The sequence below is a fragment of the Cupriavidus yeoncheonensis genome, assembly GCF_905397275.1.
Classification (GTDB): Bacteria; Pseudomonadota; Gammaproteobacteria; order Burkholderiales; family Burkholderiaceae; genus Cupriavidus; species Cupriavidus yeoncheonensis.
In genome coordinates, this window is record NZ_CAJPUY010000007.1 from 92484 (window position 1) to 108872 (window position 16389).

Genomic DNA, 16389 nt, shown 5'->3' on the forward strand with positions numbered 1-16389 from the left:
TGCAGATACGGCTATGGCAGCAACGGGGGCGGCTACACGCAGCGGCCGCCGTCCACTTCGATGCAGGTGCCCGTGATGAACGCGGCCTCGTCGCTGGCCAGGTACAGGCAGGCATTGGCGACATCCGGCGGGGTCGACATGCGTCCCATCGGGATGGTGGCGAGGAACCTGGCGCGGTTCTCCGGCGTATCGGGCATGCCCATGAACGCTTCGAGCAGGCCGGTGGCGCCGATCACCGGGTTGACGCAGTTGACGCGGATATTGTCCTGGCCAAGCTCCGCCGCCATGGCCTTGCTCGCGGTGATGACGGCGCCCTTGCTGCCGTTGTACCAGACCAGCCCCGGGCGCGGCCGGATGCCGGCGGTCGACGCGATATTGACGAACACGCCGCCACCGCGCTGGCGGAAATGCGGGATGAAGGCGCGCGCCGACCAGAAGATGCTCTTGACGTTGACCGCGTAGACGCGGTCGAACTCGTCCTCGGTCACCTCCAGGATCGGCTTGTTGCGGTGAGTGGTGCCGGCGTTGTTGACGACGATGTGCAGGTCGCCGAAGGCGGCCAGCGTGGCGTCGCGCATGGCCTCCGTGTCCGCCTCGCGCGAGACGTCGGCGCGCACCGCGCGGGCCTGGCCGCCGGCCTCGCGGATCGCGGCGGCCACGCGCTCGGCGGCGTCTTCGCGCAGGTCGGCCACCATGACGCGCGCACCTTCGCGCGCGAAGGTGCGCGCGATGCCTTCGCCAAAGCCGGACCCGCCGCCGGTCACCACCGCCACCTTGTCTGCCAGTCTCATCGCTCGTCTCCTTGGGTTTGTTATGTCGTGCGCGGCGCCCGTCCGCTCAATGCGCAAACGGCCCGCGTCCGCGCAAGGCGTTGGCCACCATCATCACGGCCAGCAGGAAGGGCAACGCCACATACAGGCACCAGTGCACGCGGTCGCCCATGGTCTCGCCCCACTTGCGCTTGAAGACCTGCAGGCGCGGCATGCCGGACGGATTGGTGGCGCGCTTGTTCTTCACATGCCAGGCCATCCAGAAAAAGAAGATGGCAAAGGCGATCGACAGGAAATTGATGTTACCCATGTTGAATGGCAATGGTTTTCAGGGTGGTGAAGGCGTAGAGGGCCTCGAAGCCTTTTTCGCGGCCGTAGCCGGACTGGCCGGTGCCGCCGAAGGGCAGCTCCACGCCGCCGCCGGCACCATAGTTGTTGATAAAGACCTGGCCTGCGCGCAGCTTGCGCGCCAGGCGAAGCTGCCGCCCGCCGTCACGTGTCCACAATCCCGCCACCAGCCCGTACGGCGTGCCGTTGGCCAGCGCCAGGGCTTCGGCTTCGGTGTCGAACGGCATCGCGGCCAGCAGCGGGCCGAAGACTTCCTCCTGCGCGAGCCGGTGCGCGGGCGGCACATCGCGGAACAGCATCGGCACCTGGTAGTAGCCGGACTCGGGCGCTTCTCCGACGATCTGACCCTGGGCCATTACGGCGATACTGGCGTGCTGCGCATCGGAGACGAAATCCCATACGCGCTGCTGCTGCTTGCGGCTGATCAGCGGGCCGCATTCCAGGTCCAGTTCCGACGGGCCGACACGCAGCGATTCGAACACCGACGCGAGCCGGTCCAGCAACGCATTGTAAAGCGGACGCTCCACCAGCACGCGGCTGCCCGCCGAGCAGGTCTGGCCGGCGTTCTGGATGATGCCGTTGACGATCACCGGCACGAGCGCATCCACGTCGGCATCGGCAAAGACGATCTGGGGCGACTTGCCGCCCAGCTCCAGCGTGACCGGCACGTGGTTCTCGGCGGCAAGCTGGGCCACCTGCTTGCCGGTCTGCGGCGAGCCGGTGAACGAGATGTGGTGGATGCCGGGGTGGCGTGCCAGCGCGGCGCCGGCCTCGTGGCCGTAGCCGGTGACGATATTGAGCGCGCCTTCGGGCAGGCCGGCTTCGGCGGCAATTTCGGCCACGCGCAGCAATGACAGGCAGGCGTCCTCGGCCGGCTTGACCACACAGGCGTTGCCGGTTGCCAGCGCCGCGCCGACGCTGCGGCCGAAGATCTGCAGCGGGTAGTTCCACGGGATGATGTGGCCGGTGACACCGTGGGGCTCGCGCAGCGTGAGCACCGTGTAGCCGGGGTTGTACGGAATGGTCTGGCCATGCAGCTTGTCGACCGCACCGGCATAGAACTCGAAATAGCGGGCCACGGCGCGGGCATCGGCGCGGGCCTGGCGCGCCGGCTTGCCGGTGTCGCGCGCTTCGAGCGCGGCCAGCTCTTCTTCGCGGGCGATCAGCGCCAGCGCCACGCGGTTGAGCAGCCGCACGCGCTCGGCCGGAGCCATGGCGCCCCAGGCGCCATCGGCGGCTTGCCGCGCGGCGTGCACGGCGACGTTGATGTCGGTGGCGTTGCCGCGCGCGATCTCGGCAAAGGGTTCGCCGTTGGACGGGTCGAACACCTTGATGCGCAGGCCGTTGTCGGGCGCGATCAGGCGGTTGGCAACGAAATGCTGGGCATGCATGAGGGGTCTCCGGGAGGCGCCGCGGGGTTTCCGGTGCGAAACGCGTGGCTCGGAATTCAGCGTTGGCTGAAGAATGCGCCATTATCGCGCAGCCCGGGCGGCGCGCAAGGCACGGTCTTTGTCAGCCTCGGGTCAGGGGCGAGCCGCTATAATGCCGGCCATCCATAAACACACCGCAGGCATCTGGAGAATCGCATGAGCTTCAATCTCGTCTCCCCGGGCAAGGACATTCCTAACGATTTCAACGTCATCATCGAGATTTCCGCCCAAAGCGATCCGGTGAAGTATGAGGCCGACAAGGAAACCGGCCTGCTGTTCGTGGACCGCTTTATCGGCACCGGCATGCGTTATCCGGCCAACTACGGCTTCATTCCGCAGACGCTGTCGGGCGACGGCGACCCGGTGGACGTGCTGGTGCTCACCCCGTTCCCGATTCTGGCCGGCGCCGTCGTGCGCTGCCGCGCACTCGGCATGCTGAAGATGACCGACGAGTCGGGCGTGGACGCCAAGCTGGTCGCCGTGCCCGTGGACAAGCTGTCGCCGGCCACCGCCTTCATGAAGGGCCTCTCGGACGTGCCGCAGAACCTGCTCGACCAGATCAAGCACTTCTTTGAGAACTACAAGGCACTCGAAGCCGGCAAGTGGGTCAAGGTGGAAGGCTGGGCCGGCATCGAGGAAGCTCACAAGGAAATCACCGACGGCGTCGCGAACTTCAAGAAGTAATCGCGGCTGCTCCGGCAATTTATGCGTCGTTCTCGTGCAAAGCTGAACGGCTGCTGAACGAACCCCGCTCCGGCGGGGTTTTTTGTTGCGGAAAACCTGACCATCGGCAAGCCACCGGCGTGAGCGCCGGGGTACGCTGTCGGTGTCCCCAACACCACAGGAGTCCCTACCATGAACCGCCTGCAGAGCGCGTCCGGTGCCATGGCGTTTCCCGGAACCGCGCGCCGCTACGACGGCCTGGCCATCTTCTTCCATTGGGCGGTATTCCTGCTGATCGCGGCGGCCTATGCGGCGATCGAGCTGAAAGGCTTTGCCGGCAAGGGTACGCCGGCCCGCTCGCTGACAATGGCGGCGCACGAGGGGGCCGGCGTGCTGGTCCTTGCGCTCGCCGTGCCGCGCCTGCTGTGGCGGCTGGTGCGCGGCGCACCGGCGGCGGAGCCGGGGCCGCGCTGGATGCAGCGCGCGGGCGGCGCCATGCACTGGGTGCTGTACCTGTTCATCGTGGCCCAGCCGGTCCTGGGCCTGCTTGCGCTCAATGCCGGCGGCCACGTGCTGGCGCTGCCCGCGCTGGGCATCGAGATTCCGGCGCTGGTCGGCCCGGACCAGGCGTTGAAGAACCAGGTCAAGGAGATTCACGAAACACTGGGCACCGCGTTCTACCTCGTGATCGGCCTGCACGCGATGGCGGCGCTGTTCCACCACTACATGCTGGGCGACAACACCTTGCGCCGCATGTGGCGGCGCTGAGCCGTCAGTCCCGCTGGGCGAACGGCGTACGCTCGTTCAGTTCGTCCAGGTAGGCATCGATGCCTTCGCGTTCGCGTGCGAGAAAGCGCTCCACGGCGTCGGCAAAGGCCGGATGGGCGAGCCAGTGCGCCGAGCGCGTCGGCACGGGCAGGAAGCCGCGTGCCATCTTGTGCTCGCCCTGCGCGCCGCCTTCAAAGGTGCCGATGCCGTGGCGGATGCAGAATTCCAGTGGCTGGTAGTAAGCGGTCTCGAAGTGCAGGCAGGCGTGGTATTCGAGCGCGCCCCAGTAGCGTCCGTACAGCGTGCTGATCCCCGGCGTGTCGTCATAGACGAGCAGCGAACTGGCAATAGGGTGTCCCGCGCGTTCGGCAATCACGAGCAGCAGGTGCCGGGGCATGGTCGCACCGATGCGCCGGAAGAAGTCCAGGTTCAGGTAGGGCGTGGAGTGGTGTTCGCGGTAGGTCTGGCGATAGCAGCGGTTGAAGAAGCGCCAGGCCTCGTCGTCGATCTCCGCGCCGCGCAGGTGGCGGAACGTGATGCCGGCTTCGGCCACACGGCGCCGCTCGGCGCGGATGTTCTTGCGCTTCTTCTGCGACAGCGTGGCCAGGAAATCGTCGAAGCTGGCGTAGCCCGCATTGGTCCAGTGAAATTGCACGCCATGCCGCATCATCATGCCGGCCTGCTCCATCAGGTCGGCCTCGGTATCGTTGGGGAACAGGACGTGCAGCGACGACATCCCGCTTTCCGCGGCCAGTGCCAGCGCTAGCTGCAGCAGCAGCCGTCGCGCGCCGGTGTTCTCGGCCAGCAGCCGCGCGCCGCGCACGGGCGAAAACGGGATCGCCGACAGCCACTTGGGGTAGTACTCCAGGCCATTGCGCGCATAGGCATCGGCCCAGGCCCAGTCGAACACGTACTCGCCATACGAATGCGCCTTCGCGTACAGCGGCATGGCGCCGGCGAGCCTTTCCGGCCGGCCGTTGACGGCGGGCGCCCACAGGGTGAGGTAGCGCGGGCTCCAGCCCGTGTCGGCGCAGGCGCTGCCGCTGGCATGCAGCGCGTGCAGGAAGGCGTGGCGCAGGAAGGGGGTGGCGTCGGGGTCGGTGGCGACCAGGGCATCCCAGGTATCGGCGGCGATTTCCGCGAGATCCGAGACGATCTCGGTCCGGTAGTCCTGCGCGCCGCCAGCCTCGGGCGGTTGCGCGGCTTGCCGCGTGTCGAGCGCGCCGCCCGGGTTGCAAGATTCCGACTGCATTGCGCCTGGTTCCGTATGGTCCAACGATCGGGCCGAGTCTACCGGAAACCGCCGGAAGCCGCTCCTGAAGCCAGCGATGCCGTGCGGTGCGTCGTAAAATGGCGCATGGCCGTCTCGAGTGCGGCCGCGAGAACATCCCGATGCCGCCGGCGGCAAAGCCTGCGCGCTGCAGACGCCGGCAACCAAGGCCCGATATGAAGAATCCGTTTTTCAACCTGTATTCCCACGGCTTTGCGCGCGTGGCGGTGGGCGTGCCGGTCTGCCGCGTGGCCGATCCGGCGTTCAATGCCGCCGAAACCATCGCGCTGGCGACGCAGGCGGCCAGGCAGGGCGCCGTGCTGGTCGCCTTCCCGGAACTCGGCATCTCGTCCTATACCTGCGACGACCTGTTCCACCAGCGTGCGCTGCTGGATGCCTGCGAAGCGGCGCTGGGTACGATCGTCGACGCCTCGCGCAAGCTCTCGGCGGCGCTGATCGTGGGCATGCCGCTGCGCGTCGAGCACCAGTTGTTCAATTGCGCCGTGGTGGTGGCCCGGGGCAGCGTGCTGGGTGTCGTGCCCAAGTCCTACCTGCCGAACTACTGGGAGTTCTACGAGGCGCGCCAGTTCAGCGAAGCCGACAACGCGGCCACGGACTCTGTCCGCCTGCTCGGCCAGGACGTGCCGTTCGGCGCCGGCCTGCTGTTCGAGATCGAGGACATTCCGTACTTCCGCTTCCATGCCGAGATCTGCGAAGACGTGTGGGTGCCGGTCCCGCCGTCGTCGTTCGCCGCCCTGGCCGGTGCCACGGTGCTGGTCAACCTGTCGGCGTCGAATATCGTGATCGGCAAGGCGGGCTATCGGCACCAGCTCGTGTCGCAGCAATCGGCGCGCTGCCTGGCTGCTTACCTCTATACCTCCGCCGGCAAGGGCGAGTCTTCCACCGATCTCGCCTGGGACGGCCAGGCGCTGATCTGCGAGAACGGCGAACTGCTGGCCGAGTCCGAGCGCTTTGCCGACACCTCGCACCTGCTGTTCGCCGACGTGGACGTCGAACGCCTCTCGCGCGAACGCATGCACCAGGTGACCTTCGGCCACTCGGTGCGCCGGCACAAGGCCGAGGTGGACAAGTTCCGCGTGGTCCGTTTCCCGCTCGACGTGTCGCTGGACAAGGCGCTGCCGCTCGAGCGCAAGGTGGCGCGCTTCCCTTACGTGCCGGCCGACCCGCGCCAGCGCGACGAACGCTGCCATGAGGTCTACAACATCCAGGTGCAGGCGCTCGTGCAGCGGCTGTCGGCCAGCAAGATTTCCAGGGTGGTGATCGGCGTGTCCGGCGGGCTGGATTCCACCCATGCGCTGCTGGTATGCGCCAAGGCGATGGACCGCCTGGGGCTGCCGCGCTCGAACATCCTGGCCTACACCATGCCGGGCTTTGCCACCAGCGACCGCACGCTGCGCCAGGCGCGCCAGCTGATGGAGCTGGTCGGCTGCACGGCGCGCGAGATCGATATCCGCCCGAGCTGCCTGGCGATGCTGAAGGACCTGGACCATCCCTATGCGCGCGGCGAGAAGGTCTATGACGTGACCTTCGAGAACGTGCAGGCCGGCGAGCGCACCAACCACCTGTTCCGGCTGGCCAACCACAACGGCGCGATCGTGATCGGCACCGGCGATCTCAGCGAACTGGCGCTGGGCTGGTGCACCTACGGCGTGGGCGACCATATGTCGCACTACAACGTCAACGCCAGCGTGCCCAAGACGCTGATCTCGCACCTGGTGCGCTGGGTGGCGGAAACCGGGCAGGTCGGCGCGGGCGGTTCGGACGTGCTGATCAACGTGCTGGATACGGACATCAGCCCCGAACTGGTGCCCGGCGATTCGAACCACGGCCCCGAGCAGAAGACCGAGAACACCATCGGTCCGTACGAGTTGCAGGACTTCAACCTCTACTACACGCTGCGTTTCGGCTTTGCGCCATCGAAGGTTGCCTTCCTGGCGCTGCATGCCTGGGGCGACCGCGAGCGCGGTACCTGGCCCAATGGCCCGCATGTGGCGCGCAACCAGTACGGCCTGCCGGAGATCAAGCGCAACCTGGCGATCTTCCTGGACCGTTTCTTCCGTACCAGCCAGTTCAAGCGCTCGTGCATCCCGAACGCGCCCAAGGTGGGCTCGGGCGGCTCGCTGTCGCCGCGCGGCGACTGGCGTGCCCCGAGCGACTCCGAATCGGTGGTGTGGCTGAAGGACCTGGAGAAGGTGCCCGACTGAGGCGCTTGCCGGCTAGGCGGCCGGCGGTGTTTCGAAGCTGCCGGCCAGCAGGTCCTGGCGGAAAGCCATGAGCCAGTCGGCGGTTTCATCGAGCGGGTAGGCCTGCTGCCTGCCGCTGGCGAGGCAGTCGACCACCGCGTATCCGTAGATGCCGGCCGGGTCTGCCGGCTCCCGTTCGCGGCCAGTCAGGCGGAAGTCTGCGTTGGTCCCCTCCGGGCTGTGCACCAGGGCCTGGAACAGCACGCGTTCAGCGGTTTCGATCAGTGGCATGGGAGGTTGCTATCGGTCGTGTCACGATACGCCGGCCGAGGCCAGCTTCAGCCCGATCACGCCGCACAGGATCAGCGCGACGCAGCCGATGCGGGCCGGCGATGCCGGCTCGCCCAGCAATGCCATCCCCAGCACGGCTGTGCCCGCTGCGCCGATGCCGGTCCAGACCGCGTAGGCCGTCCCCACCGGCAAGGCCCGCAGGGAGAGCGTGAGCAGCATGATGCTGCTGAGCCCGGTGAGCACGGCAAACAGGCTCGGCCACAGCCGGCTGAAGCCGGCGGACCATTTCATGCCAAAGGCGAAGGCAATTTCCAGCACGCCGGCGCAGGCTAGCAAGATCCAGGACATCTTGGCAAAAGCTCGGGTTTGAGAGGGAGCCACCGTCAGCCGACCAGCAGGCGGTGCGTGAACAGGCGGTGCAGCGTGCGGACCAACAGCACGGCGATGGCAATGGTCAGCAGCGCGAGGATCACCGCGGCCACGATGCGCAGCAAGCCGGTATCCGCGTGGTGCGCGTACTTCAGCGCGGCGTTGGACAGCGCGGCCATCGGGAAGCTGATGGCCCACCACGACGCGGCGAACGGCACCGAGCGGCGGAACACCTTGGCCGCGAGCACGACGAACAGGAACAGGCCGAAGTAGAACAGCAGGGCGGCGAACATGTCGACATGCTGCGTGACGTTGACGTAGGCCAGGAAGCCGACCTCGAACGGCGCGATCAGGATGATCAGCGAAGGCACCATGCCGGCGGGCAGGGGATCGTGGTGGACCAGGCGCGAGAAGATCATCGCGAAGAACACCAGCGCCATCACGGCCCCGACCGACACCGCGAACAGGTTCACCTCGGGCGCCCAGGCCATCGGCATGGTGCCGCCGGCTACGGCGATATCGAGCGTCGCCACGCCGGGAATGAGCCAGGCCGGCCCGACATGCGTGGGGTCGCCCTTGCCGCGGAACAGGCGGCTCGCGATCACGTAGGTCAGCGCGATGGTAAGCACCGAACCGATGGTCCACACGACCTGGCCAAGCGTCTCGCTATAGGCGCCGAGCACCGACGACAGCAACAGGATGGCAATGGTGATGGTGCCGAAGAAGTTGCCGGCGATCGGATGGTTGAACTCGGCCTTGACCGCGGCCGGGTACAGGCGCCACTTGGCCAGATAGCCGATCGCCAGCGCCACGAACGTGATCACGGCCACCACGCCGATGGCATCGGCAATGGCGGGGCTCGTGCCAAATACCTTGCTCGCGCCGCGCCATGCCAGCGACAGACCTGAGAGGCCCATCACGGCGCCGAACAGGTTGACCGGGAGATGCTGGACCGAACTGCGCTGGAGGGGCGCCGCGGCGGTGGGATGGGCTGCAATAGTCATGGTGCTTCGTCTGCCTCTTTGGGTTGCCGAGCGCGTCGCATCGGCGGTGGAACGACCCCGGGCGGCTTTCCGGAATGGAGAGGTGCCCCTGGTGCCATGCATTATGGAAAAAGCCCGATCTGACTTAAAGCAACCAGTTACGGCAATTTCTGCCAATCCTTGCAAGCTCTCGGCCAACGGCGTTTTCGCGGTCGGCAGGCACCTCTAGACTGCGCTCCGTCTTCGTTGGAAGTATTCAGGACGCAATATGAAAATCAGGAAATCGAGAGGTGCCAGGTTCACCTGGGTGGCGTTGTGCTGCATGGGACTTGCCGCGTGTATCCAGGCGCCGATCCAGCGCTACGAAGGCAGCCATGCGCTGCGTGAAGGCCGGGGCGGAGCGCGGGAAAGCGTGGATGGCATTGATATCTGGACGCGCGGTGAGCCGTCGGGCCCCTACGAAGTGCTTGCTTACACGACGGTGGAGAGCCCCGACGGCTGGATCGGGGGCCGTATTCTGCTTTCACGGGTGGCGCAGCGCGTGCGAGCGGCCGGCGGCGATGCCGCCGTCCTGGGCGCCGAGCGCGGTCGCGTGGAGGGCACGTCGCTGGATCGGGGCCGGACTCTGCTGGAGGGGCGGCGCGTAGTGGAGATCACCATCGTGCGCTATCGGTCCCGTGCCGAAAGGATCGCAACCGGGGGGCTGGCCGAAATTGACTAAACTATCAGAACCGGATTTCGCCTCCTGATCGCCATGAAGATCGCTGTACTTGCGTTTCCCGGCGTCCAGATGCTGGACCTGGCCGGCCCCATCGACGTTTTCCACGAAGCGGCGCGCCAGGCTGGCGAGCCCGGGGCCTATGCGTTCGAGATCGTGTCGCCGGTCGCTGGCGTGCTGCGTGCGTCGAACGGCATGACCATCACGCCCGACACAACGCTGGAAACCAGCAGCCCGGATATCGACACCCTGCTGATCGCCGGCAGCCCGCAGGTCAGCCTGTTCGAGCACGACAGCGCAATCGGAGCGTGGTTGAATCGCTATGCCCATACGGTGCGGCGGCTCGGGTCCGTATGCTCCGGGGCCATGCTGCTGGCCCACGCCGGTCTGCTGGACGGACGCAGCGCGACCACGCACTGGAATTCCACGGAACGCCTGTCCCGGCAGTTCCCGCAGGTCAGGGTGCAGCCGGACCAGATCTATGTGAAGGACGGCAACCTGTACACGTCGGCGGGCGTCACGGCCGGGCTGGACCTGGCGCTGGCCATGGTGGAGGAGGATTTCGGGCGCACCGTGGCGCTGAAGGTCGCGCGCGAGTTCGTGATGTTCCTGAAGCGGCCCGGTGGCCAGTCCCAGTTCAGTGCGCACCTTGCCGCGCAGAGCGCGGAAAAGAGCGCGATCCGGGATGTACAGAACTGGGTCGTCGAGAACCTCGCGGAGCGGCTGTCGGTCGAGAGCCTGGCTGAGCGAGCCGGCATGAGCACGCGCAACTTCGCACGGATCTTCAAGCAGGAGTGCCAGGTCACGCCGGCGGATTTCGTCGAGAGCGCGCGCATCGACGCGGCCAGGCGCCTGCTCGAAGAGACGCGCAATCCGCTCAAGCGCGTCGCGGCGCTGACCGGCTTCAACGACCCGAACAGTCTGCGCCGCGCATTTATCCGGCGGCTGGGCGTATCGCCAGCCGACTACCGCAGGCGCTTTCGCGCGACGGCATAACTCAAGCTTTCCACACACGGTCCACAGGGGATCCACAGCTGATCCACAGCTTGTGCCACCGGTTCATCACAAGGTTGCCCACAAGCTTATCCACAGGCATGTGGCGCGCAAGGCAGCCGGTGATGCGCGTGTCAGCGCACTCTGTGCATGCATTGAACGGCGCGCGCCATCGATAGGCCGCTTCAATGGCTGGTAAAATGCCAAGCGAACCACGCCCTGTGTGCGCCCGTCGCGCGCCCGGCGGCGCGTTACCCAACGACTATAACCAGGGGCCAGTCATGAAGCAGATTACCGCCATCATCAAACCGTTCAAACTCGACGAAGTGCGCGAATCGCTCGCGGATGTTGGCGTAACGGGGCTGACGGTGACCGAAGTGAAGGGATTTGGCCGCCAGAAGGGGCATACCGAGCTGTATCGCGGCGCTGAGTACGTGGTCGACTTCCTGCCGAAGATCAAGATCGAGGTCGTGGTCGCCGAGAACCAGCTCGACACGGTGCTGGACGCCATCGTCAAGGCTGCACACACCGGCAAGATCGGCGACGGCAAGATCTTCGTGACGGAGATCGAGCGCGTGATCCGCATCCGCACCGGCGAGCAGGACGAAGCCGCGGTCTGATGCATGCGCCGGGCTTGCGCCGCCAGGCGTCAGCTCGGCAGTTTCCAGCCGAAGCGCACTGACACCAGACGCATCGCGATGATGGTCAGTGCGCCGGTGAGCAGCGCGGCTTCCTGCTGCACCTGCAGCCAGGTCAGCCCCATATAGACCCAGCAGCCCACGAACGAGCACGTCGCGTAGGGCGAGCGGTCGCGCAGGATCATCGGGACTTCATTGCACAGCACGTCCCGCACCACCCCGCCGAACACGGCCGAGATGATGCCCATCATGACCGCCACGGTCGGTGTCATCTGCGCCACCAGCGCCAGCGAGGCGCCCGTCACCGAGAACAGGCCCAGGCCGATCGCATCCGCCACGATCATGGCGCGCTCCGATGCCACGCGGCTGACCACGCGCAATACCAGCGACGCGCCCAACGACATCGCGAAGATCAGAAGCACGTAGCCTTCGTGCTCGACCCAGTAAAACGGGCGGCGATCCAGCAGGACGTCGCGCACGGTGCCGCCGCCGAAGGCGGTGGCGAACGCGACGACAAAGGTGCCGACCACGTCCAGGCGCTGCTTGCGCGCATCGACCACGCCCGATACGGCGAAGGAAATCATGCCGATCACCTCCATCACATGGAGGATCAGGGGCAGGCGCCCCATCAGCAATTCCAGTGGCAGGTGCATCAGGCGCGGGGCTGGCGCAACAGGACCATCAGCGCGCCGGCGCCGCCCAGAGCCTCGCGGGCCTGGACGAAGGCGATCACTTCCTCTTTCTGCACCAGCCAGCTACGGACCTTGCCCTTGAGTACCGGAAGCTTGTCGGGCGAGCCGATGCCCTTGCCGTGGATCACGCGCACGCAGCGTACGCCGTTGCGCACCGAGCGGCGCAGGAATTCCGACAGCGCTTCACGCGCTTCTTCGGTGCGCAGGCCGTGCAGGTCGACCTTGTCCTGCGGCACCCACTCGCCACGGCGCAGCTTGCGGACCACATCCATGCCGATGCCGGGGCGGCGGAAGGACAGGGACTCGTCCGTTTCCAGCAGCATGTCGACATCGTATTCATCGGACAGCGACGCCTCCAGCACGGCCTTGTCATTGCGCTGGGTCTGCACAGGAATCGGGGCGGGGCGGGAACTCGGCAGGGTGGCGTGGTTGCGCTCGCGCAACTGGCTGACCTGGCCCACGCTGCTGCGAAAGACGTCGGCTTCGGCGCGCGCGCGTTCCGCGGCCTGTTCGGCGGCGAGCCGTTCGGCTTCGCGGCGCTCGGTATCGGCCTTGAGGGTGTCGCGCAGCCCGGCCAGGTCGTTCAGGCCGAAGCGCTTGGTCGGACGGTCGGGTTTGCTGGCGCCGTGCGTCATGGAAAATTCTCCGGGGGCTCGGCGCCAATTATATCGACAGGGGGAGGGCCCGGCCGCTCGGCCGGGCCGCGGGGGCTTACTTCAGGGCTTCGATGAAGCGCTGGGCGTCCAGCGCGGCCATGCAGCCCGTGCCGGCGCTGGTGATGGCCTGGCGGTAGACGTGGTCCTGCACGTCGCCGGCGGCGAACACGCCCGGCACGCTGGTGGCGGTGGCATCGCCGGCCAGGCCGGACTTGGTGACAAGGTAGCCGTTCTGCATGGCCAGCTGGCCGACGAAGAGGTCCGTATTGGGCTTGTGGCCGATCGCGATGAACACGCCGGCCAGCTTGATGTCTTCCGCCTGGCCCGACTTCGTGCCGCGCACGCGGATGCCGGTCACGCCCGAATCGTCGCCCAGCACTTCGTCCAGCACGCTGTTGTAGCGGATCTCGACGCGGCCTTCCTTCACGCGCTGCAGCAGGCGGTCGACCAGGATCGGCTCGGCGCGGAAGCCGTCGCGGCGGTGGATGACGGTAACCTTGCTGGCGATGTGGGACAGATACAACGCCTCTTCCACGGCGGTATTGCCGCCGCCGACCACGGCCACTTCCTGGTTCTTGTAGAAGAAGCCGTCGCAGGTGGCGCAGGCGGACACGCCGCGGCCCATGAACGATTCCTCGGACGGCAGGCCCAGGTATTGGGCCGAGGCGCCGGTGGCGATGACCAGCGCATCGCAGGTGTACTCGCCGGCGTCGCCGATCAGGCGGAACGGGCGGGCCGGGTTGCCGCTTTCATCGACGAGCTTGGCCGTGTGGATGTGATCGAAGATGATTTCGGTCTTGAATTCTTCCGCGTGGGCCAGCAGGCGCTGCATCAGTTCGGGGCCTTGCACGCCCTTGGCATCGCCGGGCCAGTTCTCGACATCCGTGGTCGTCATCAGCTGGCCGCCTTGTGCCAGGCCGGTGATCAGCACCGGCTCCAGGTTGGCGCGGGCTGCGTAGACAGCGGCGGTGTAGCCGGCGGGACCGGATCCGAGAATCAGCACTTTTGCGTGTTTTGCCATGATGCATTCCTGTGGCGGTGCGCCTTGCTGCGCACCGGCATTGCTCGAAACCGACATTATAAGAGGAGCCGCATTTGCCCACTGTTGCAAATTCCAATGGCGGCGATAGGGCCGGGCCACGTTAAAATGGCCGCCACCATCACCTGCAAGTGAACCAGACCTAGGCATGGCCAGAGCAACCACCACCACCCGGACGGACCCGTCGGCGCTGCCCTCACGCATCGGCAAACTGCTTGGCGAGGTGCGCTGGTTCCTGCTGCTGGCCGTCACGCTGGGCTTCCTGTGCGTGCTGGCCAGCTACAGCAAGACCGACCCCGGCTGGTCCCACGCCAACCAGGTGGCAGACATCCACAACCTCGGCGGCCGCGTGGGCGCCTGGGTGTCGGACGTGCTGTTCTTCATCTTCGGCTTCTCGGCTTACTGGCTGGCCGTGCTGCTGGTGCGCCGCTGCTGGCGCGGCTGGCGCACGCTGACCGCGGAACTGCCCGAGCGCGAGGAGCATCGCCAGGGCGTGACGGTGAGCTGGATCGGCTTCGGGCTGACGCTGTTTTCCAGCATGGGCCTGGAAGCCATCCGCATGTATCCGCTGCGGGCCGCGCTGCCGCGCGCGCCGGGCGGCGTGCTGGGCGACCTGCTCGGCGGCTGGATGCAGACCGCGCTGGGCTTTACCGGCGCCACGCTGTTGTTGCTGCTGATGCTGGCCATCGGCCTGTCGCTGTTCTTCCATTTCTCCTGGCTGACCGTGGCCGAACAGATCGGCGGCTTTGTCGAGTCCCTGTTCCTGGGCTTCAAGGCCCGGCGTGAAAGCAAGCAGGATCGCATCATCGGCGAAGCCGCCAAGGTGGAACGCACCGAGACGGTCGAAGTGCAGCGCGTGCGCAACGAGGAAGCGCCGCCGGTGCAGATCGTGCGCCCGCAGGCGGTGCCCAAGCACGAGCGCGTCGAGCGCGAGAAGCAGCAGCCGCTGTTTGCCGACATCCAGGATTCGGACCTGCCGCCGCTGGCGCTGCTCGATCCGATCCCGCCGCACCAGGAAACCGTCAGCGCCGAGACGCTGGAATTCACCTCGCGCCTGATCGAGAAGAAGCTCAAGGACTTCGGCGTCGAGGTCAAGGTGGTGGCCGCCTACCCGGGCCCGGTGATCACGCGCTACGAAATCGAGCCCGCCACCGGCGTAAAGGGCAGCCAGGTGGTCAACCTCGCGCGCGACCTCGCGCGTTCGCTGTCGCTGGTGTCGATCCGCGTGGTCGAGACCATCCCGGGCAAGAACTACATGGGTTTGGAGCTGCCCAACCCGAAGCGCCAGACCGTGCGCCTGTCGGAAATCCTGGGCTCTCAGGTCTACAACGAAAGCGCCTCCAGCCTGACCATGGCGCTGGGCAAGGACATCGCCGGCAAGCCGATGGTGGCCGACCTGGCCAGGATGCCCCACTGCATGGTGGCCGGTACCACGGGCTCGGGCAAGTCGGTCGGGATCAACGCCATGATCCTGTCGCTGCTCTACAAGGCCAAGGCGGAAAGCGTGCGCCTGATCCTGATCGACCCGAAGATGCTCGAGATGAGCGTCTACGAAGGCATTCCGCACCTGCTGTGCCCGGTCGTGACCGATATGCGCCAGGCCGGCAACGCGCTGAACTGGGCCGTCGGCGAGATGGAGCGGCGCTACAAGCTGATGAGCAAGCTCGGCGTGCGCAACCTGGCCGGCTACAACAAGAAGATCGACGAGGCCGCGGCCAGGGAAGAAAAGATCCCGAACCCGTTCAGCCTGACGCCGGACGCGCCCGAGCCGCTCGACAGGTTGCCCACCATCGTGATTGTCATCGACGAGCTGGCCGACCTGATGATGGTCGTGGGCAAGAAGGTCGAGGAACTGATTGCCCGGATCGCGCAGAAGGCACGTGCCGCGGGCCTGCACCTGGTGCTGGCCACGCAGCGCCCGTCGGTCGACGTGATCACCGGGCTGATCAAGGCCAATGTGCCGACGCGCATCGCTTTCCAGGTCAGCAGCAAGATCGACTCGCGCACCATCCTTGACCAGCAGGGCGCGGAGGCGCTGCTTGGCATGGGTGACATGCTCTACCTGGCCCCGGGCACCGGCCTGCCGGTGCGCGTCCACGGAGCCTTTGTCTCCGACGACGAAGTGCACCGTGTGGTGCAAAAGCTCAAGGAAGGCGGCGAAGCCAACTACATCGAGGGCATCCTCGAAGGCGGCCTGACCGAAGGCGACAGCGGCACCGATGGTTTTGGCGGCGGCGCTGGCATCGGTGGCGGCGGTGGCGAAGCCGATCCGCTCTACGACCAGGCCGTGGAAGTCGTGCTGAAGAACCGCCGCGCGTCGATCTCGCTGGTGCAGCGCCACCTGCGCATCGGCTACAACCGCGCGGCGCGCCTGCTCGAGGACATGGAAAAAGCCGGGCTGGTCTCGGCCATGTCGGGCAACGGCAACCGGGACATCCTTGCAGCGCCGGGCGCCGCGAGGGAAGATGACTGAGCGTCGCATCGGTAACATGTGGTTACCCGGCAAGTGGCGCCGGGCGGAATCCGGCGCCGCTCCCGCGCTCTAACCAGACAGGCC

17 protein-coding genes are annotated in these 16389 nt (G+C 66.7%); 7 read left to right on the plus strand and 10 right to left on the minus strand.

Annotated elements, in window-relative coordinates; genetic code table 11:
- Positions 1 to 32 precede the first annotated feature (32 nt).
- Genes KHO22_RS11255 through KHO22_RS11265 form a run of 3 tightly spaced genes read right to left on the minus strand, consistent with a single transcriptional unit; the run spans position 33 to position 2509 of the window.
- Positions 33 to 791 (minus strand): SDR family oxidoreductase, encoded by a 759-nt coding sequence (locus KHO22_RS11255; protein WP_211947224.1) that lies wholly within the window; start codon positions 789 to 791, stop codon positions 33 to 35.
- A gap of 46 nt (positions 792 to 837) precedes the next feature.
- Positions 838 to 1080: a hypothetical protein gene (locus KHO22_RS11260; protein WP_211947225.1), complete on the minus strand. Its 243-nt coding sequence runs from the start codon at positions 1078 to 1080 to the stop codon at positions 838 to 840.
- Positions 1073 to 2509, minus strand: coding sequence for an aldehyde dehydrogenase family protein (locus KHO22_RS11265; protein WP_211947226.1), 1437 nt, complete (start codon positions 2507 to 2509; stop codon positions 1073 to 1075). The genes KHO22_RS11260 and KHO22_RS11265 overlap by 8 nt, the downstream gene beginning before the upstream one ends.
- Positions 2510 to 2704: 195 nt before the next feature.
- Here KHO22_RS11265 and ppa point away from each other — a divergent pair, with 195 nt between their 5' ends.
- Together ppa and KHO22_RS11275 are read left to right on the plus strand one after the other, a co-directional pair.
- Positions 2705 to 3232, plus strand: coding sequence for an inorganic diphosphatase (ppa, locus tag KHO22_RS11270; protein ID WP_211947227.1), 528 nt, complete (start codon positions 2705 to 2707; stop codon positions 3230 to 3232).
- A gap of 171 nt (positions 3233 to 3403) precedes the next feature.
- Entirely contained in the window at positions 3404 to 3979 is a 576-nt protein-coding gene (locus KHO22_RS11275) for a cytochrome b (RefSeq protein WP_211947228.1), read from the plus strand.
- Positions 3980 to 3983: 4 nt separating this feature from the next.
- Here the strand turns inward: KHO22_RS11275 and KHO22_RS11280 are convergent, their stop codons facing one another.
- Entirely contained in the window at positions 3984 to 5231 is a 1248-nt protein-coding gene (locus tag KHO22_RS11280) for a GNAT family N-acetyltransferase (RefSeq protein WP_211947229.1), read from the minus strand.
- Between the two features lie 194 nt (positions 5232 to 5425).
- On the opposite strand from KHO22_RS11280, the gene KHO22_RS11285 reads away from it, so the two are divergent.
- Positions 5426 to 7474, plus strand: coding sequence for an NAD(+) synthase (locus KHO22_RS11285; protein WP_211947230.1), 2049 nt, complete (start codon positions 5426 to 5428; stop codon positions 7472 to 7474).
- A 12-nt stretch (positions 7475 to 7486) separates the two neighbouring features.
- On the opposite strand, the gene KHO22_RS11290 is transcribed toward KHO22_RS11285, so the two are convergent.
- The 3 genes from KHO22_RS11290 to KHO22_RS11300 are packed head-to-tail and all read right to left on the minus strand — an operon-like array spanning position 7487 to position 9117.
- Positions 7487 to 7744: a hypothetical protein gene (locus tag KHO22_RS11290; protein WP_211947231.1), complete on the minus strand. Its 258-nt coding sequence runs from the start codon at positions 7742 to 7744 to the stop codon at positions 7487 to 7489.
- A 21-nt stretch (positions 7745 to 7765) separates the two neighbouring features.
- Positions 7766 to 8092, minus strand: a complete 327-nt coding sequence (locus KHO22_RS11295) for a DMT family transporter (protein ID WP_211947232.1) — start codon at positions 8090 to 8092, stop codon at positions 7766 to 7768.
- Positions 8093 to 8127: 35 nt separating this feature from the next.
- Complete coding sequence (locus KHO22_RS11300) at positions 8128 to 9117, minus strand: SLAC1 anion channel family protein (protein WP_211947233.1); 990 nt, start codon at positions 9115 to 9117, stop codon at positions 8128 to 8130.
- A 247-nt stretch (positions 9118 to 9364) separates the two neighbouring features.
- On the opposite strand from KHO22_RS11300, the gene KHO22_RS11305 reads away from it, so the two are divergent.
- The 3 genes from KHO22_RS11305 to glnK all read left to right on the plus strand — a co-directional run bounded on the left by KHO22_RS11305 (position 9365) and on the right by glnK (position 11427).
- A complete protein-coding gene (locus KHO22_RS11305) occupies positions 9365 to 9817 on the plus strand; it encodes a hypothetical protein (protein ID WP_211947234.1) in 453 nt (150 codons plus the stop codon).
- 33 nt (positions 9818 to 9850) lie between these two features.
- Positions 9851 to 10810 carry a GlxA family transcriptional regulator gene (locus tag KHO22_RS11310; protein WP_211947235.1) on the plus strand — a complete coding sequence of 320 codons (960 nt, stop codon included), beginning with the start codon at positions 9851 to 9853 and terminating at the stop codon, positions 10808 to 10810.
- A 278-nt stretch (positions 10811 to 11088) separates the two neighbouring features.
- Complete coding sequence (glnK, locus tag KHO22_RS11315; RefSeq protein WP_039011353.1) at positions 11089 to 11427, plus strand: P-II family nitrogen regulator; 339 nt, start codon at positions 11089 to 11091, stop codon at positions 11425 to 11427.
- 29 nt (positions 11428 to 11456) lie between these two features.
- On the opposite strand, the gene KHO22_RS11320 is transcribed toward glnK, so the two are convergent.
- The 3 genes from KHO22_RS11320 to trxB all read right to left on the minus strand — a co-directional run bounded on the left by KHO22_RS11320 (position 11457) and on the right by trxB (position 13814).
- Positions 11457 to 12098, minus strand: a complete 642-nt coding sequence (locus KHO22_RS11320; protein ID WP_211947236.1) for a trimeric intracellular cation channel family protein — start codon at positions 12096 to 12098, stop codon at positions 11457 to 11459.
- Entirely contained in the window at positions 12098 to 12772 is a 675-nt protein-coding gene (locus KHO22_RS11325; protein ID WP_211947237.1) for a Smr/MutS family protein, read from the minus strand. The genes KHO22_RS11320 and KHO22_RS11325 overlap by 1 nt, the downstream gene beginning before the upstream one ends.
- 76 nt (positions 12773 to 12848) lie before the next feature.
- Positions 12849 to 13814 (minus strand): thioredoxin-disulfide reductase, encoded by a 966-nt coding sequence (trxB, locus tag KHO22_RS11330; RefSeq protein ID WP_230426840.1) that lies wholly within the window; start codon positions 13812 to 13814, stop codon positions 12849 to 12851.
- Positions 13815 to 13980: 166 nt separating this feature from the next.
- On the opposite strand from trxB, the gene KHO22_RS11335 reads away from it, so the two are divergent.
- Positions 13981 to 16305 (plus strand): DNA translocase FtsK, encoded by a 2325-nt coding sequence (locus tag KHO22_RS11335; RefSeq protein WP_211947238.1) that lies wholly within the window; start codon positions 13981 to 13983, stop codon positions 16303 to 16305.
- Positions 16306 to 16389 lie beyond the last annotated feature (84 nt).

Bases quoted from the DNA above. Each gene is read 5' to 3' on its own strand.
- trxB (WP_230426840.1), bottom strand. From the start codon at position 13,814: ATGGCAAAACACGCAAAAGTGCTGATTCTCGGATCCGGTCCCGCCGGC.
- KHO22_RS11300 (WP_211947233.1), bottom strand. From the start codon at position 9,117: ATGACTATTGCAGCCCATCCCACCGCCGCGGCGCCCCTCCAGCGCAGT.
- KHO22_RS11280 (WP_211947229.1), bottom strand. From the start codon at position 5,231: ATGCAGTCGGAATCTTGCAACCCGGGCGGCGCGCTCGACACGCGGCAA.
- KHO22_RS11320 (WP_211947236.1), bottom strand. From the start codon at position 12,098: ATGCACCTGCCACTGGAATTGCTGATGGGGCGCCTGCCCCTGATCCTC.
- KHO22_RS11335 (WP_211947238.1), top strand. From the start codon at position 13,981: ATGGCCAGAGCAACCACCACCACCCGGACGGACCCGTCGGCGCTGCCC.
- KHO22_RS11265 (WP_211947226.1), bottom strand. From the start codon at position 2,509: ATGCATGCCCAGCATTTCGTTGCCAACCGCCTGATCGCGCCCGACAAC.
- KHO22_RS11260 (WP_211947225.1), bottom strand. From the start codon at position 1,080: ATGGGTAACATCAATTTCCTGTCGATCGCCTTTGCCATCTTCTTTTTC.
- KHO22_RS11285 (WP_211947230.1), top strand. From the start codon at position 5,426: ATGAAGAATCCGTTTTTCAACCTGTATTCCCACGGCTTTGCGCGCGTG.
- KHO22_RS11295 (WP_211947232.1), bottom strand. From the start codon at position 8,092: ATGTCCTGGATCTTGCTAGCCTGCGCCGGCGTGCTGGAAATTGCCTTC.
- ppa (WP_211947227.1), top strand. From the start codon at position 2,705: ATGAGCTTCAATCTCGTCTCCCCGGGCAAGGACATTCCTAACGATTTC.
- KHO22_RS11255 (WP_211947224.1), bottom strand. From the start codon at position 791: ATGAGACTGGCAGACAAGGTGGCGGTGGTGACCGGCGGCGGGTCCGGC.
- KHO22_RS11275 (WP_211947228.1), top strand. From the start codon at position 3,404: ATGAACCGCCTGCAGAGCGCGTCCGGTGCCATGGCGTTTCCCGGAACC.
- KHO22_RS11290 (WP_211947231.1), bottom strand. From the start codon at position 7,744: ATGCCACTGATCGAAACCGCTGAACGCGTGCTGTTCCAGGCCCTGGTG.
- KHO22_RS11310 (WP_211947235.1), top strand. From the start codon at position 9,851: ATGAAGATCGCTGTACTTGCGTTTCCCGGCGTCCAGATGCTGGACCTG.
- KHO22_RS11305 (WP_211947234.1), top strand. From the start codon at position 9,365: ATGAAAATCAGGAAATCGAGAGGTGCCAGGTTCACCTGGGTGGCGTTG.
- KHO22_RS11325 (WP_211947237.1), bottom strand. From the start codon at position 12,772: ATGACGCACGGCGCCAGCAAACCCGACCGTCCGACCAAGCGCTTCGGC.
- glnK (WP_039011353.1), top strand. From the start codon at position 11,089: ATGAAGCAGATTACCGCCATCATCAAACCGTTCAAACTCGACGAAGTG.